A 15,621-nucleotide genomic window follows, 5' to 3' on the forward strand; every position below is an offset into this window, starting at 1 on the left:
CGATGTGTTTTTGACACCGCTGTTCCACCCACCAGTATGGAACTCGAACCAGTGACGGGCCTGCCAGAGGTCCGTCCCGGCGACGACATCGCCGAACTCGTCGCGGAGCGGGTCGACTTAGAGCCCGGTGACGTGCTCACCGTCGCGAGCACGATCGTCTCGAAGGCCGAGGGACGACTGGCGGATCTCGAGGACTATCCCGTCAGCGGCCGGGCACAGGAGATCGCCGACCGGATCGAGGAGATCGCCGGCGAGGAGAAGGACCCGCGGTTCGCACAGGCCGTCTTAGACGAGAGCGCGGAGCTGTTGATCGACGTCCCGTTCCTGCTGGCCGAGACGCGATTCGGCCACATCTGTCCGAACGCGGGGATCGATCGGTCGAACGTGCCGGACCACGACATCCTCCTGCTGCCCAGAAAGCCAAGCGAGAGCGCCGAGCGCATCTGCGCGGGACTCGAGGAACGGGGCTACGAGGACGTCCCTGTGATCGTCACCGACACCTGCGGACGCCCGTTCCGACACGGCCAGACCGGCGTCGCGATCGGCTGGGCCGGCATGCCCGCCAGCCGGGACTGGCGCGGCGAGGCGGACCGCGACGGCCACGAACTCGGCGTCACCGTCCAGTCGGTGGTCGACGAACTCGCTGCCGCCGCAAATCTCGTAACCGGCGAGGGCGCGGGCGGCGTCCCCGCGGTGGCCGTCCGCGACTGGGAGTTCGGCGACCACGACGGCAGCGACGAACTGTTCAGAGCGGTCGAGAACGACCTCGTTCGGGAAGCGCTTCGGGACTGGGAGTTCGACGGCTGAGATCGACGCGAACGCGCGACTCGTTCGTCGTTCGATTCCGTCTCGAGAGACGCCCCGCCGCCGGACGTCGGCGGGGGAACTCAAGGCCGACGCGAACGTAGGTCACGGCGATGGCCGCGCTCGAACCGGGATACGTCTGCCGACGCTGCGGCTGGCGGTTGTCGCGGCGGGACGGCGAACTGGACTGTCTGAACTGCGGGGAGACGATCCCGATCGCGAACGGGATCCCGCGTTTCCCGGTCCCCAACGGGGTGAGCGACTCCTCGCACGAGACGGTCTTCGACCGACTGGCACCCGTCTACGAGACGCCGGTCTGGTTCCGACCGCTGTACCGCCTCATCGGCGGTGCGACCGCGCCGCGGGACGACCGCTCGACGATCGCGTCGATGCTCGAGCCCGAGGCCGGAGCCGGGGCCGAAATCGAGGCCGAAGCCGAAGCGCCGACCGTGCTCGACGTCGCCTGCGGCACGGGCCGGATCACTCGACGCGTCGCCGGCGACGCAGCGTCAGTCGTGGGGGTCGACATCTCCGGAGGGATGCTCGAGCGAGCGCAGCGATACGCCGTCCGCGAGGGGATCGAGAACGTCGCGTTCGCGCGGATGAGCGCCGATGAACTGTGGATCGGTACGGACGCGTTCGACCGGGTGGCCTGCTGCTGGGCGCTGCACCTCTTTCCCGACATCGACGCGGCGCTGGCGGAAATCCGCCGCGTCCTCCGGCCCGGTGGTCGACTCGTCGGAACGACGATCGTCGACGAGTACGTGCTCGGCGCGGCGCCCGTGCGGGCGGTCGCGCGACTGACGGTCGGCGCCGAGCCGTTCGATGTCGAGTCGTTTCGCGACCGCCTCCGCGAGACGGGGTTCTCGAGCCTCGAGTTCGACCGCCGCGGTTCGGCGCTGTTCTTCCGGGCGCGCGCCGAGTAGCCGGTGGTCGACGCCCGCCGTACACCCTATCTCCGCGACGGCGGCCACCGTCTCCGGTGACGGTGGGCTTTTCACCGCGCTGGCCGACCCTGCGGACATGAACCGACACGCGGTTCCGAATCGGTCCTCGATTCGGACGGACGGCCGACGGGGCGAACGCGGAGGGTCGGCGAATGAGTGATCCCGACAGTCCGACCTGGGCGATCGAACTCACGCCCGAGCACCCGCCCGAGCGCATCGCCGACCTGGCGGCCCGCGCGGAGGCCGACGGGTTCGATATCGCCTTCACGAGCAGCCACTACTTCAATCGCGACCCGTTCGTCGTGCTCTCGAGGATGGCATCGGCGACCGACGACCTGCGCCTCGGGCCGGGAGTCGTCAACCCCTACGAGACCCACCCGGTCAAGCTCGCGGCCCAGACGGCGACGATCGACGAGGTCAGCGACGGGCGAGCCGTCTTCGGCGTCGGCGCCGGCGACCGCTCCTCGCTGTCCAATCTCGGCGTCGAGCGCGATCGGCCGCTTCGCCGGGTCCTCGAGACGTTCGACCTCGCACGCGAACTCTGGGACGGCGAGACCGTCACCCACGAGGGAACGTTCACCGCACGCGACGCGTCGCTGAACCTCGAGCCCGCGGGCGAGATCCCGGTCTACGTCGGCGCGCAGGGGCCCCACATGCTCCGGATGAGCGCGAAACACGCCGACGGCGTCCTGATCAACGCGGCCCATCCGCGGGACCTCGAGTGGGCCGCCGGCAAACTCGAGCAGGGGCTCGCCGACCGTCCGGCCGACGCCGGCGAATTCGAGTCGCTGGCGTTCGCGAGCGTCAGCGTCGCGGGCGACGAGGAGGCGGCTCGAGAGGCGGCCCGACCGCCCGTGGCCTTCATCGCCGGCGGCGCGGCCGATCCCGTCCTCGAGCGCCACGACATCGACCGCGAGGCGGCCAACGAGGTGAGCGAGGCGCTCGAGCGGGGTGACTTGAACGAGGCCTTCGGTCGCGTGACGCCCGAGATGATCGACGCCTTCTGTATCGCCGGGACGACCGAGACGGTCGCCGAGCGCTTCGAAGCGGCGCTCGAGCACGTCGACGGCATCGTCGTCGGCTCGCCGCTGGGCCCCGACCTCGAGGACGCGGTCGACCGCGCGAGCGAGGCGCTGGCGGCGGCGACGGACGGCGAAAACGACTGACGTCGGCGTAGATCGCCGGCGTCGGGATTAGCTCGAGGAGAAGAGACTTCCGACGGCGCCGAGAGTGAGGGCGCCGAAGACGGCCATCGAGAAGACGACCAGCAGACCGCCGACGACCATGAGAAGCGGCGCGAGCGCCTCGCCCGTCGCAACGTCGCCGAAGAGCTCGATCATCTCGGTGAGGTTGTCCACGATAACGTTCATCGGAGTGACGGTGTCCATGTCCGGGGGTTGTCACCGATGCTACTTGGCCGTGCCGGTACGCCGTCGCACGGTGGCGGTCCGCACGACCGGACGGTCGCTCGTGTGGCGAGCGGAGCCAGTGAACTCCCCCGCCCCACTCGCCGCCTTCGGCGGCTCCTCGAGGGCGGGAGCGTAGCACCCTCGCCGCCACCGCTAAGCCGGTGCCGGTCGTAGGCCCGTTCGTGACCGACGACGCGACACTCACGGATTTCGCCGAGTCCGAGCCGTCGGACGACGACGACGCTCGTGACGGCGACTCGGCTTCGGAGACCGACTCGGACTCGAATTCGGACACAGAGTTGGACCACGACTCGGACTCGGGGGGCAGTGTCTCGGCGCAGTCCGAGTTCGATGACATCGACCCGGGACGGGTCGAGTCCGACGACAGCACAGTCGAGGACGGTCTCGCCGCGGATATCGACGAGGAATTGAGCGGTGACGCCGGGCTCTCGACGTACGGCTGGGGCGAGTACACCTGTCACCGCTGTGGGGACGAGACTGACCGCGTCTGGCGCGAGGACGGGGATCTCGTCTGTCCGGACTGCAAAAGCTGGTAACCCCCGGAAATCGCCACCTGGGACCGGTGACGGGCCGATATATCGGGTATGCCTGCGAGTGTGCTCCCGAAGCTTTATATTTCCGTCGTGGTTCTATAGAGGTGCAATGGCGCAAGGTACGGTCGCATTCTTCAACGACACTGGCGGCTACGGATTCATCGAAACTGACGACGCGGACGAAGACGTGTTCTTCCACATGGAGGACGTCGGCGGCCCCGACCTCGAGGAGGGTCAGGAGGTCGAGTTCGAGATCGAGGAGGCCGAAAAGGGCCCCCGAGCGACGAACCTCGAACGCCTGTAAGCCGGTTCGGTGTAGTGGTATCGTTCTCTGATCGTTAGCCGGGTAGCGACGGCAGTACCGTCCGCTGTCCGGCCTGATCGTCGGTTCTTTGTGCCGGTATCGACGCGAGGACAGTGACGCGGCCGGTCAGCGACCGCCCCGCGGCTCGGGTGACGAGGAGCAAACGGCGACGAACGCGCGTTCGCGGTCCGGCGCAAATCGGGAGATGTCGACGCAAAGCATATGTTTCGGAGCCACTACTGACGTACTGATGAGCGGTGTAACTGGGTCCTCGCTGTGTCCGTACTCGAGCCATGACTGACGCGAATCCGCCGTCCCGGACCGGGACCGAGCTGTCGACCGATCGGCTCGCGGTCTCGACGGTCGCCGACCTCTGTGCCGACCTCGAGGCGAACGTCGCCGAGGTGATCGTCGGCCACGAGGACGTGGTCGAACACGTCGTGACGGCGATGCTCGGCCGCGGACACGTCTTACTCGACGACGTTCCCGGCGTGGGCAAGACGATGCTGGCCCGCTCGATCGCCACCTCGATCGACTGCGAGTTCCGCCGGATTCAGTTCACGCCCGATCTCCTCCCGACGGACGTCACCGGCGTGAACGTCTTCAACCAGCAGAGTCGAGAGTTCGAGTTCCAGCCCGGTCCCGTCTTCGGCAACGTCGTGCTCGGCGACGAGATCAACCGCGCGCCGCCGAAGACCCAGTCGGCGCTACTCGAGGCCATGGAGGAAGAGCAGGTGACCGTCGACGGCGACACCCGCGAGCTGCCGGATCCGTTCACGGTCATCGCGACCCAGAACGCGATCGAACCGAACCGGACCTACGACCTGCCGTTCGCGGAGCTCGATCGCTTCATGAAGAAGCTCCACCTGGGCTATCCCGACCCCGACGAGGAGGCCGAACTGCTCGGCCGGACCGTCGGGAACCACCCCATCGAGTCACTCGAGCCGGTAACCGACCGGGAGACGATCGTCGCGGCCCGCGAGACCGTCGCGGAAACGCGCGTCGAGCGGCCGGTCCGGGAGTACGCGACGCGGCTGGCGGGCTACACCCGCGAACACGCCCGCGTCGGCGTCAGCCCCCGCGGGACGATCGCCCTCCTGCGGGCGGCCCAGGCGCGTGCGGTGACTACCGGCCGCGACTACGTCATCCCCGACGACATCCAGACGGAGGCGCCCGTCGTCCTCCCCCACCGGATCAAGGCGAGCGATCGCGAGCGCGACGGCGCGACGGTCGTCGAGAACGCCCTCGAGCGCGTGCCGGTCGAGTGACGATGCGATTGACGCTCCGCGGCTGGACGGCGCTGTTCGTCGTGGTCGTCTCGCTGGCGATGGGATGGGAGTTCGGCCCGCGGGCGCTCAACGCCGTCGTGGTGCCGTTGGCGGTAGTTCTGCTTGCTGGAGTGGTTGCGGTCGGCCGGGCCGACCGCCCCGAGATCAGACGCGCGCCCGTCCCCGAGGGGTTCCCCGGCGATCGACGGACGATCGAACTCGCGATCGAGTCGTCGGCGACGGTCTCGGCGACCGTCCGCGACGACGTCGGCGACGGCATCGCGGTACTCGAGAGCGACGACGAGACGGCCGCGATCGAGGACGGCGCGCCCGTCGTCGAGACGACCCTCGCGGGCGACGACCGCGTCGGGTACGAGATCCGACTCGAGGAGCGGGGCGAACACCGACTGGGGCCGGCGACGATCACCGTCAGCGACCTCTTCGGACTCGTCCGGCGCCGCTTTGCCGACGAGGGGACGACGACCGCCCTCGTCTACCCGCGCGTCTACGAGGTTCGATCCGGCCCCGGGAGCGAGGTTCGAGCGGTCACCGACGCGCTCGCGGGACAGGATCGCGACGCGTTCGACCACCTCAGGGAGTACCAGCGCGGCGACTCGCTGCGGGACGTCCACTGGAAGTCGGCCGCCAAGCGGCCCGACGCCGACCTCGTCGTCACGGAGTACGCGGACACCGAGGAGACCGGGACGGCGACGATCGCCGCCGAGTGCGTGTCCGGCCGAGACGACGAGCTGGCGACGGCGGTCGCGAGCGTCGCGAGACACCTCCTCGAGGCCGACGTCGACGTCGGCCTCGCGCTCCCGAACGCCGACTGCGAGCCGGGTTCGGGCCACGACCACGCTCGCCGGCTGCTGGCGGCGGCGGCCCGCCTCGAGGCCGGCGAACTCGAGGCGGGGCGGCGAGAGGAAGCGGACGTCGTGATCCGGAGCGACGCCGACGGGACGCGGGTCGTGATCGACGATCGATCGATCCCGTTCGAACGACTCGTCGGGGATCGCGACCGAGAACGGACCTCACACGATAGGCTCGGAGCACCCGATCTACGAGGTCGAGATCGGCCCGACGGCGGCCCTGACGAATCGGGGGTACCGACATGAGTACGAACTCCGGTTCCCAGACGGGCGAGCGGACGATCGAGATCGCGCCGGACGGATCGGTCGGTCCCGGAACATTCCGGCTGCTCGCGCTCTGTTGCGTGCTGGTCCTGACGGCGTCGTACGTGAGCGTCCTGCGCGACGTGACGCGAGTCGTCGGCGGGACCGAGACGCTGTTGGCCCTCGTCGTCGCGATGGGAGTCGCGGCGACGGTCCTCGCGTGGGCGATCCGCCCGCGGACCGCGACGGTCGCCGCGCTCGTCGCGGGCGCGCTCGGCTTCGCCTACTACCTCGAGTACACCGGCCTCGGCGTCGAGGTGCTGCTCTCGGCGGGCGACGTGTTGCTCTCGGACGCCGCCGCGCTCGCGACCGGCCTCCCCCTGCTCCGGATGGTCGAAGCGGGCGTCTGGACGCTCGCGTTCGTCCCCGCGCCCGTCTTCCTCTCGTGGTATCTCGCCGTCCGGGGTCGGTACGCGCTCGGCGTCGTTCCCGGCGGTATCGCGCTGCTCTTTCTCGTCCTGACCGGCGACGCCGGGACGGTACCCACGCTGGTGGGGACGCTGGCCGGGATCGGCGCCGTCGGCTGCGGCGAACTCGAGCGCCGCGGCGGTTCGGTCGCCCAGGCGGACCTGCTCACGGCCCTGTTCGCGCTGATCGTCGTCCTCTCGCTGACCGTCACGGTCGTCCCCGGCGGCTCGGGGACACCGGGCCACTTCGCTGGGACCGAGACCGGGACGCTCGAGGGGACCATCGACCACGCCTCGGATCGCTCGAGCATCGGCGGCTCGGTCGAGCTCTCGCCGGAGGTCCGGTTTACGGTCGAAGCCGACCAGGCCTCCTACTGGCGGACGGGCGTCTACGATCGCTTCGCCGGCGACGAGTGGGTCCGGACCGGCGACCGCAGCGACTACGGGGGTCCGATCGGGAAGCCGCCGGGCGAGAGCGAACGGGTGCACCAGCTCGTCACGGCCGAAACCACGCTCGGCGTCATGCCAGCCGCTCCGCAACCGGTCACGGTCGACGGGGATCTCACCCAGCACACCGAGGTCTCGAGCCACGGGCAGATCCATCCGAGCAACCCCCTCGTGGAGGGCGACACGTACGCCGTCGAGAGCGCGGTCATCGATCCCGACGCCGCCGCCCTCCAGCGGGCGGGAACGGACTACCCCGAGCCGATCTCCGAGCGGTACCTCCAGACGCCCGAGGACACCTCCAAGGAGTTCGAGGCCCGAACGGCCGAGATCACCGCCGACGCCGACACGCCCTACGAGAAAGCCGTCGCGATCGAGGACTACCTCCGGTCGACGAAGGGCTACTCCCTCGAGGTCGACCGACCGAACGGCAACGTCGCCGAGGCGTTCTTACTCGAGATGGACCAGGGCTACTGCGTCTACTTCGCGACGACGATGGCCCAGATGCTGCGAGCCGAGGACGTTCCGACTCGCTACGTCACCGGCTACACGAGCGGCCAGCAGGTCGACGACGACGAGTACGTCGTCCGCGGCACCGACGCCCACGCCTGGGTCGAGGTCTACTTCCCCGACCACGGCTGGGTCGCCTTCGAACCGACGCCGTCCGGCCCCCGCAACGCGGCCCACAACGAACAGGTCGAGCAGGCCCGCGAGGACGGCGCCGAGGACGTCGACACCGACTCGAGCGAGGACGTGCCGCTCTCCGAGGAGGAAGCGGAGAACGAACCCGGCGAGTCCCCGTCGGAGATCATCGACGACAATGAGAGCGAGGCCCGGAACGGCTCCGAACCCGACACCGGGTACGGGCCGGACAACGAGACCGACAACGACTCGACCTCGCCCCAACCGGAGCCCGATCCGTCCGATCCGAACGCGGACAACGACTCGCTCACCGACGAGGAGGACGACGACGGCTTGCTCAGGGCGCTCGTCGAGCGGGTATCGATCTCCCGCGAGGCAGCCACCGTCGCCCTCGTCGCCCTCACCGGGTTAGTCGCGAGCGTCCATCACACCGGCGCGGTCGCGCGGCTCCGCCGAACGGTCGGCCGCTACTGGCAGCGGCGCAGCGACGACCCCGACCGCGACGCCGAACGCGCCTATCGGCGGCTCGAGCGCCTGCTGGCCGCCTCCCACCGCCCCCGCGAGCGCTCAGAGTCCGCGCGCGGCTACCTCGAGGCGCTGGCCGAGGAATCCGACGTGGGAGTCGATCCGCGGGCGAAAACCGTCCTCGAGCGGTACGAACGGGCGGTGTACGGCGGCGGCGTCGATCGCGAGGGGGCCGACGAGGCGATGGCGATCGTCGACGAACTCGCGCGTGAGCACCTGCCCGGCGTCGGTCGACGGCGAAAGTGAGCGCCAACACACACAAAAAGAACCGCGTGACGGGATACGGGTCCCGATAGTGTTTAATATGGCCGATTCGTATCAGTGAACGTAATGTCGGAAGTCTGCTCGACGTGCGGGCTGCCCGAGGAACTCTGCGTCTGCGAGGACGTGGCCAAGGGACAACAGCAACTCAACATCCGCATTGACGAGCGCAGATACGGTAAAGAGGTAACGATCGTCGAAGGATTCGATCCGAAGGACGTCGACCTGGACAGTCTCTCGTCGGATCTCAAGTCAAAATTCGCCTGTGGCGGGACCGTCGAAGACGACCAGATCGAGCTACAAGGCAACCACACCGGCCGCATCGAAGAGTTCCTTCGGGACCGCGGCTTCAACGTCGCATAATGCCCGCGATGCTCTGAGACGACTTCCGAACTCCGCGGCCACCGTATCACTTCTTCAGTGATTCCGTTTTTCACCCTCTCGTGAGCCATCGGTCTCGCATCGACTGCTCGGTCTATTCCGCGGAGAAGTATCTTCGACCTCGACACCGTCGATGCGGGAAAGCCGAAGCCGTCGGGGAAACGCGGCCCCGCGAGATCAGAAGGGAGACTCGGCGTTCACCGATTCGTCCGTCTCGTCCTCGCTGCCGATGAGGCCGAACTTCAGTCCGTACTTCTCGAGGCCGCCTTCCATGCTCTCGACGGTCGCGTCGGCGGTCCCCTCGTAGGAGCCGATAAGCTGGGCCGCCTGCACGCTGGCCTTGCCGTGGGGACAGACCGTCACGATGCGGTCCTCGCCCTCGAGTTCCTCGACGCGGCTCGTGAGTTCGTGAAACGGGATGTTCTCGCTGTCGGGAATTCGGCTGTGCTCGAAGCTCTGTTCGTCGCGGATGTCGATGACGAGGACGTCCGCGCCGTCCTCGAGGAGTTCCTTGACCTCATCGGGAGAGATTTCGCCGTCCATCACGCCGGGATTGGGACGCAGACAGAATAAGCCCACGGGTCGATTCTCGCTCGCGGACGGCAGTTCGGCTCGATTCACTGTTCCCCGCGACACGTTCGGTTCGAGGCCGACCGCGTTCGACGTTCGGGTTCGATCGAGCGGTGTCTCGATAGCTGTCATCGCGGCGAGCGTCAGAGCAGGCCGTCCTCTTTCGCCAGCAACAGCGCCGACAGCGTCGAGTCGTTGGCCGGCCGCTCGCGGGCGCGCTCTATGGCCTCGTCGATGGGCACCGTCGTCACCTCGAGGAACTCGTTGCTGTCGAGTTCGCGCTCGCCGGGCTCGAGCCCCTCTGCGAAGACGATTCCCCGGTCATGGCGGAGGACGCCGGTCGCGACCGCGTACTCCTGAAGCAAGGCGGTGCTCGAGGGTTTGAACCCGGTCTCCTCCTCGAGTTCGCGGGCGGCAGCGCGCGTGTAGGACTCGCCGTCCTCGACGATGCCCGCGGGGAGCTCGAGGTGGGTCTCGCGGATCGTCGGCCGGAACTGCTCGACGAACAGGAGGTGGTCGCCCTCGTCTTCGCTCTCACTCGCGGCCGCCATCTCGCCGTCGATGGACGCCACGGCGGCGCCGTCGATCTTGGCGACGACGATCACCGCGTCCGGCAGGTCCGCCCAGTAGTAGCGCTTCTCGGTGCCGTCGGGCTGTTCGAGCAGATCGTAGCCGCCGTCGTACCAGGGCGTCTCGTACTCGGTGACCTCCTCGCGGAGCGTCCACTCGTCGGGCGCGTCGAACTCGTCGGGTGCAGTCATCGACGGATGCTGTCGGCCTCGAGCGGGTAATAGATGCCGTTCGGTGCTCGGGTCGTGTCGGAAAACGCCGGCTCCGCAGCGACCGCCGCTCAGTTCGCCTCAACCAGTTCCCGATAGAGCCGCCCGAACGCCTGCCGCCGGAGGGTCGCGACCGCGGCCTCCTCCTCGTTCTGGAAGGTCGCGGCGACGGCGTCGCTCTCGGGACCGGCGTGCCAGACGACGGAGTCGACGTTCTCGCTCCCGACGGTCGTGACCTCGCCGTCGTACTCGTCCCGCCAGTCCGCGAACTCCTCGCGCGTGCCGACGTGAACCTCGAGCAGGCTCGCGAACAGCGCGTCGCGGGCGGTCTCGACGACGTCTCCGGTGACGCGGTCGTCGTACTCCTCGCGGTCGAACTCCATGGCCTTGGCCACCTCGCGAACGACGGTCTGGGCCGCAGGGCCGACCTCCGCGTAGCGGTCCCGGGCCTCCTCGGCTGACGCCGGCGTAAACGTCCCGACAGTGTGCATACCTCGACGTGCTCGCGGTAGTCAGTTACCAGTTTCGCGTTCCGACGACCCGTCGTCGACAGCGGGCGTGCCGTCGTCGGTCGTTTCGGCAGCTCCCGTCTCGTCGTCCGGCGCCTCCCCCTCTTCGCCCGCGTCCGCCTGTTCCTGCATTTTCCGGGTTAGCTCCCGGGCCTCCTCGAGGGCGGTCTCGGCTTCGGCGCTCATGCCGCCCCGACCCGAGCGGCCACCGAGCTGGTCGCCCCGGCCCGGTTGGCGGCTCTGGCGGGCCAGTCCCTCCTCGAGACCGCCCGGTCGACCGTGGTCGTGCCCGTGGCTCGCCGACTCGAACTCCGGCGTGTCGATCTCGGGCGCGTACTGGCCGACGATCTCGCCCAGTTCCTCGGGGCTGCAGTCGCTCCAGTCGGGCGCGTGCTCCTCGAGCCACGCGCGGTGATCCTCGCGGCCCAGCGAGGCAGTGATCGCGAGATGATTCGCGAGGTGCTCCGCGTCGGCCTGTTCGGCGTCGCAGACGGGGCAGGCGTATCCCATGCTCGCGGGTAGGAACGCCGGCGGTAAAACGGCCACGTCCGCGGTCGCGATCGCGACCGCGGGAGGCCCGCGAACGGCACGCCAGCTCTCACGCGGGGTCCGCTCGCCTACTCGAGTTTCCGAAGCATGATGATCGCGTCCTCGCCGTTCCCGTAGTAGCCCGGCACGCGCCGGAGCGGCTCGAAGCCGAACTGGCGGTAGAGTCGCTTCGCGCCGTCGTTGGTCCGGCGGACCTCGAGTTTGACCGAGTCGGCACCGCGGGCGGTGAGCACGGCCATTCCCCGGGTGAGCAAGGCGGTTCCGATTCCCGAATCGCGGTGGTCCGGGTGGACAGCGATGTCCTTGATGTGGCCGAGTTGTCGCCCGAACTGCGTGCTCACGTCGGCGACGAGATAGCCGGCGATCGTGCCCTCCTCGAGGGCGACCAGAAACCCGTCGTTGCCGAGAAATCGTTCGAAGGCGTCGTAGGGCCACGGCTGGGAAAAGGACTCGTTCTCGATGCGGACGACCGCGAGCAGATCCGCCCGCTCCGCTGGACGGATCGAGAGCCCGCCGTCACCGTCGGCCGCTCCGGACGCCGGCGTTGTCACTGTCGGGGGTAGACGCTCAGCGCTAAAAGAAGTAGTGCCCTCGGCCGCGCGGCGACTCGAGCGGTCGACCGTCCGGGTACTTGTCGACGCCCTCGTTGTCCGTCTCGGCGCGCTCGTCCTCGTCGTCGATATCAGTCACTCCGCCGGAATGGCGTCCATCTCGAACTCTTCGGTGAGTTCCTTCAGTTCGTCCAGCGCGTCCTGTTCCTCCCGGAGGTTCTCCTCGAGCAAGTCGGCGGCGTCGTCCATTCCGAGCTGGTCGGCCAGCGGAATCAGATTGCCGTAAGCGGCGATTTCGTAGTGTTCGGTCTTCTCGGCGGCCGCCATGTTGTGGTAGTCCATGACCTCCTGGGAGGGATCCATCGATTCGAACTCCTCGTACTCCTCTTTCTCGGGCGGCTCGCCGAACATGTCGAAGACCTCTTCGAGTCGATCGATCTGCTCCTGGGTCTCTTCGCGATGTTCCGAGAACGCCTGCGCGATCTCCTCGCGCTCCGTGTTCCCCTCGAGATCCTCGAGCGCGTCGAGTAGCTGGTGCTCGGCGTGGTAGATGTCTTCGAGGCCGTGTTCGAACAGGTCCTGAATCGTGTCCATGCTCATGATCCGGCCGACGATTCGCCAGCGCCGTGAAAAAATCGCCAGCCTGCGACGGCAGGCGCCCGCGAACGGACGGGTTTTCCGTCGCTCGCGAGAGCGCCCCCTCACCCGTCGGCCTGCGCGTCGTCGACGCGATCGGCGTGTTTCTCGAGATCGGCCGCCAGCGCTCGCGCCTGCTCGGGCGTCAACTCCAGCTCCTCCATGTGTTTAGGCAGGTGCTCCTCGGAGAGGTTGTCTAACTCGAGTTGCAGGTGGACGCAGTCGGGATCCTCCGTGTCGGCGGTCGCGTTCACGACGGCGATCGACTCCCACTCGAACGCCGCTCCCTTCGCGACAGCCTCGACGTAGTCTAAGGTCGTGTACGCGTTGACCGTCATCAGTCGATCAGACATACGAAAACGCTTACGACGAACCCACTTAGGCGCCGCGAGAGCGCGCTCGAGAATCGATCGGGCTGGAAGTCTTCGACGCACGACGGCTGCCAGCCCAACGTGTCGACGCCGACCACAACCGTCGATCGCGGACTCGAGGCAGCGCGCTCGATTCCAGTAGCGCTGAACCGCGCGTCGGACCGACGGATCCGATCGGTATCGTTCCGCTTCCAACACACCACTGTCACCAGTTCACACTGCACAACAAACCCTCGATCGGTGCCTCATCTACCGGATTATTTTGCCTACGATGGTCGACTCGGCGGCCGGTATCCGGCACTCCCTCCAGAGCGGCCGCTTCGCCCTCTCGGACGTCCTTCGATACCCGCCGCCAACCTCTATCGACTGTCATCGTCCATGGATTCTCAGTGCGTCGCGGACGGTTCCCGCCGATCTGCACTCGACGGCCGATGGAGAAACGACCCCTCTCCAGATTCACCACGCCGCCCGCACCGGCCCCCAGTCGTCTCGGTACCCGCTTTCAGCCCGCTCTCGCTCGAGTCGTTGACGGGCGGTTCGGACTCGCGCTCTCTCACTTGACGCTCGGTCGTTTTGATTGGTCGTCTTCTCGAGCGTTCGCTCTCGCGGCGCCGATTCGTGACGGACGTTTCCAGCGGAATCACCCGCCAGCATCGCGATTCGAAACGGTACCGTGTCGGAGATAGCGGCATAACTGACCTGTAAGACCGAGCACGGGTATCGCTTGCAGCCGAGGTGGTACTTATGCCCGCTGCGTTCGAAAAGGCATCCATGACTGACGCGGCCGAATGCAAACCGGAGACAATTGAGCCCGAGCAGGACGACGAAGAGCGCGACGATGCCCACCTCGACGACATCGAGGAAGGGGCCGGCTGCACGGAAATCTGGGAGCATCTCGCCGAAAAGCGCGACGAGTGAGAGATTCGCCACGGCAGCGGCTTTTTTAGCGTTCAAGTCCTTATCGAGAGGCATGACCGACAATCGGCCCGGTGATCGCTCACATCGCCGTCGCGCGGATGGTCGCTCGATCCCGACGGACCGCGAATCACCCGTCGGTGCACCAGTTATCCGGGGCGACGAATCGGTCGCCGGCACGCGCGCCCGCGAGGCCGTCCAGTTCGATCCCGACGACCCCGAGAGCCTCGCTGACGCCGCGGAAACCGTCCGCGAGTTCGCCAGCGGCTCGACTAACGACGACCACCTCTACATGCTGCGCGGCGCCGCCGCCTGCGCCGCGCTCGTCCGCGGCGAAGGCTCCTACAAGGCCGCAGCCGAACGAGCCGGCGGCGACGCGACGGTCTCGTTTATCCGCAAGTGGGCTCGCGTCCACGACCTCCCGCGGTCGGTCCGCAAACAGGTCGCACTCGGCCGCATCGCACCCACCGCCGCCAAACACATCGCCCGCGTCGGCGGCGAAGCGCGACTCCTTCTGGCCTGGGCGACCCTCGACGGCGACCTCACCGTCCGCGAGGTCCGAAGCGTCGCCAGTACCATCAACGACGGCACTCCGATCGAGCAGGCGCTGGCCGACCACAGCGTCGCATTGGGCCACCTCGAACTCACGCTCTCGCCGTCGACGTATCGCGATCTCCGCCGCCGCGCCTCCGTCGACGGCGTTCTCCCCGGTGAAATCGTCACCGAGGCACTCGAAGAGTACTTCGACTGAACACAGTTCGCTCGAGTGCGTCCAGCGCCCTCACCCGGTCACCGGGTGGGAAGAGAAAGAAACGTTTAACCATCACTCCCCGAAAGTAGCATCCACAGGGCCGGTAGCTCAGTTTGGCAGAGCGTCTGGCTTTTAACCAGACGGTCGCGTGTTCAAATCGCGCCCGGCCCGCTTCTCACCGCGAGTAAATGCTCGAGCGGCGAGCATCAGATGCGACGGGATTAGAACGCAGGGAGGTCGCGCGCAACGCAGCGAGCACACCCGGTTGTGTGTTCAGGTCGCGCCCGACTCGTCTGTGCGACAATTTATTTCGTGAAGAGCAACACGGTGACTGAGAAAACTGTGAGTGACCTGCTGACTGGTGGTGAATCGCTGTTAGCGAGCCACCAGCTGCTCACGGGCTTCCCAAAGTGGTACCTGCGAAGTCATTACAACAGGAACCCAGTGGCTACTCCGTGGAATAGGGGCTGTATTACCACAATTCTATTCAGCGCGATCGCTCCTCGGGTTGATCACGACAGAAAGCCAAGGGCCGGATTTGAACCGGCGGTGGGCGGCTCTGCAGGCCGCTGCGTTCGGCCGGACTCTGCCACCTTGGCGCGTTTGTCCCTTATCACTGCGGTCGTTTAAGCATAGCGGTACGGCACAGTCGTTACTGTGCGACAGTACCTGCTATAAATACGAGTAGCCCCACACAGCCGGTGCTGTGTGGGGCCTGATGATGAAGTATGAGTGGTGGCGGCGAATCAGCTCTCCCAGAGGCTCGCGCACTCCAGTACTCGCCGAAACGCAGGCGGGCTTAACGTCCGTGTTCGGGATGGGTACGGGTGGTTCCCCGCCGCTGTGGCCGCCGAACGCCGATTCACGGAATC

Annotated in this window: 19 protein-coding genes, 2 tRNA genes and 1 rRNA gene; 12 read left to right on the top strand and 10 right to left on the bottom strand. The window is 67.5% G+C overall.

Going from position 1 to position 15,621, the window contains the following annotated elements; genetic code table 11:
* Positions 1-36 precede the first annotated feature (36 nt).
* The 3 genes from HTUR_RS17565 to HTUR_RS17575 all read left to right on the top strand — a co-directional run bounded on the left by HTUR_RS17565 (position 37) and on the right by HTUR_RS17575 (position 2,917).
* On the top strand, positions 37-807 hold the full coding sequence (locus tag HTUR_RS17565; protein WP_012944685.1) for a coenzyme F420-0:L-glutamate ligase: 771 nt from the start codon (positions 37-39) through the stop codon (positions 805-807).
* A 110-nt stretch (positions 808-917) separates the two neighbouring features.
* Positions 918-1,730: a class I SAM-dependent methyltransferase gene (locus tag HTUR_RS17570; protein WP_012944686.1), complete on the top strand. Its 813-nt coding sequence runs from the start codon at positions 918-920 to the stop codon at positions 1,728-1,730.
* Positions 1,731-1,903: 173 nt separating this feature from the next.
* Positions 1,904-2,917: a 5,10-methylenetetrahydromethanopterin reductase gene (locus tag HTUR_RS17575; protein ID WP_012944687.1), complete on the top strand. Its 1,014-nt coding sequence runs from the start codon at positions 1,904-1,906 to the stop codon at positions 2,915-2,917.
* A 27-nt stretch (positions 2,918-2,944) separates the two neighbouring features.
* Here HTUR_RS17575 and HTUR_RS17580 read toward each other — a convergent pair whose 3' ends face one another.
* The gene (locus HTUR_RS17580; protein WP_012944688.1) at positions 2,945-3,139 is read right to left on the bottom strand and encodes a hypothetical protein; all 195 of its coding nucleotides are present in this window, start codon (positions 3,137-3,139) and stop codon (positions 2,945-2,947) included.
* Positions 3,140-3,342: 203 nt separating this feature from the next.
* Here HTUR_RS17580 and HTUR_RS17585 point away from each other — a divergent pair, with 203 nt between their 5' ends.
* The 6 genes from HTUR_RS17585 (at position 3,343) to yciH (ending at position 9,100) form a co-directional block, all read left to right on the top strand.
* On the top strand, positions 3,343-3,717 hold the full coding sequence (locus HTUR_RS17585; protein WP_012944689.1) for a DUF7573 domain-containing protein: 375 nt from the start codon (positions 3,343-3,345) through the stop codon (positions 3,715-3,717).
* A 106-nt stretch (positions 3,718-3,823) separates the two neighbouring features.
* Positions 3,824-4,018 (top strand): cold-shock protein, encoded by a 195-nt coding sequence (locus tag HTUR_RS17590; RefSeq protein WP_008893525.1) that lies wholly within the window; start codon positions 3,824-3,826, stop codon positions 4,016-4,018.
* A gap of 293 nt (positions 4,019-4,311) precedes the next feature.
* A complete protein-coding gene (locus HTUR_RS17595) occupies positions 4,312-5,286 on the top strand; it encodes an AAA family ATPase (protein ID WP_012944690.1) in 975 nt (324 codons plus the stop codon).
* Between the two features lie 2 nt (positions 5,287-5,288).
* Positions 5,289-6,401, top strand: a complete 1,113-nt coding sequence (locus tag HTUR_RS17600) for a DUF58 domain-containing protein (protein WP_012944691.1) — start codon at positions 5,289-5,291, stop codon at positions 6,399-6,401.
* Positions 6,398-8,722: a transglutaminase TgpA family protein gene (locus HTUR_RS17605; RefSeq protein ID WP_012944692.1), complete on the top strand. Its 2,325-nt coding sequence runs from the start codon at positions 6,398-6,400 to the stop codon at positions 8,720-8,722. The genes HTUR_RS17600 and HTUR_RS17605 overlap by 4 nt, the downstream gene beginning before the upstream one ends.
* 84 nt (positions 8,723-8,806) lie before the next feature.
* Complete coding sequence (gene yciH / locus HTUR_RS17610; protein ID WP_006180453.1) at positions 8,807-9,100, top strand: stress response translation initiation inhibitor YciH; 294 nt, start codon at positions 8,807-8,809, stop codon at positions 9,098-9,100.
* A 195-nt stretch (positions 9,101-9,295) separates the two neighbouring features.
* Here the strand turns inward: yciH and HTUR_RS17615 are convergent, their stop codons facing one another.
* From HTUR_RS17615 to HTUR_RS17645, 7 genes are all read right to left on the bottom strand, one after another.
* Positions 9,296-9,661 carry a rhodanese-like domain-containing protein gene (locus HTUR_RS17615; RefSeq protein ID WP_012944693.1) on the bottom strand — a complete coding sequence of 122 codons (366 nt, stop codon included), beginning with the start codon at positions 9,659-9,661 and terminating at the stop codon, positions 9,296-9,298.
* A gap of 170 nt (positions 9,662-9,831) precedes the next feature.
* Entirely contained in the window at positions 9,832-10,449 is a 618-nt protein-coding gene (locus tag HTUR_RS17620) for an NUDIX hydrolase (RefSeq protein WP_012944694.1), read from the bottom strand.
* 89 nt (positions 10,450-10,538) lie between these two features.
* The gene (locus tag HTUR_RS17625) at positions 10,539-10,958 is read right to left on the bottom strand and encodes a DUF5809 family protein (protein WP_012944695.1); all 420 of its coding nucleotides are present in this window, start codon (positions 10,956-10,958) and stop codon (positions 10,539-10,541) included.
* Between the two features lie 21 nt (positions 10,959-10,979).
* Positions 10,980-11,486 (bottom strand): DUF5810 domain-containing protein, encoded by a 507-nt coding sequence (locus HTUR_RS17630; protein WP_012944696.1) that lies wholly within the window; start codon positions 11,484-11,486, stop codon positions 10,980-10,982.
* 107 nt (positions 11,487-11,593) lie between these two features.
* A complete protein-coding gene (gene rimI, locus HTUR_RS17635; protein WP_012944697.1) occupies positions 11,594-12,076 on the bottom strand; it encodes a ribosomal protein S18-alanine N-acetyltransferase in 483 nt (160 codons plus the stop codon).
* Between the two features lie 135 nt (positions 12,077-12,211).
* Positions 12,212-12,676: a YciE/YciF ferroxidase family protein gene (locus HTUR_RS17640; RefSeq protein ID WP_012944698.1), complete on the bottom strand. Its 465-nt coding sequence runs from the start codon at positions 12,674-12,676 to the stop codon at positions 12,212-12,214.
* Positions 12,677-12,777: 101 nt separating this feature from the next.
* Positions 12,778-13,065, bottom strand: coding sequence for a DUF6360 family protein (locus HTUR_RS17645; RefSeq protein ID WP_081443477.1), 288 nt, complete (start codon positions 13,063-13,065; stop codon positions 12,778-12,780).
* Positions 13,066-13,854: 789 nt separating this feature from the next.
* On the opposite strand from HTUR_RS17645, the gene HTUR_RS27535 reads away from it, so the two are divergent.
* From HTUR_RS27535 to HTUR_RS17660, 3 genes are all read left to right on the top strand, one after another.
* Complete coding sequence (locus tag HTUR_RS27535) at positions 13,855-14,001, top strand: hypothetical protein (RefSeq protein ID WP_008893512.1); 147 nt, start codon at positions 13,855-13,857, stop codon at positions 13,999-14,001.
* Positions 14,002-14,053: 52 nt separating this feature from the next.
* Positions 14,054-14,749, top strand: coding sequence for a DUF7119 family protein (locus tag HTUR_RS17655; RefSeq protein ID WP_012944701.1), 696 nt, complete (start codon positions 14,054-14,056; stop codon positions 14,747-14,749).
* A gap of 97 nt (positions 14,750-14,846) precedes the next feature.
* Positions 14,847-14,920: transfer RNA gene (locus tag HTUR_RS17660), tRNA-Lys, on the top strand.
* A gap of 352 nt (positions 14,921-15,272) precedes the next feature.
* Here HTUR_RS17660 and HTUR_RS17665 read toward each other — a convergent pair.
* Positions 15,273-15,348, bottom strand: a tRNA-Cys gene (locus HTUR_RS17665).
* 134 nt (positions 15,349-15,482) lie between these two features.
* Positions 15,483-15,604, bottom strand: a 5S ribosomal RNA gene (gene rrf, locus HTUR_RS17670).
* Positions 15,605-15,621: the final 17 nt, after the last annotated feature.

The organism is Haloterrigena turkmenica DSM 5511, from assembly GCF_000025325.1.
Taxonomy (GTDB): Archaea; Halobacteriota; Halobacteria; order Halobacteriales; family Natrialbaceae; genus Haloterrigena; species Haloterrigena turkmenica.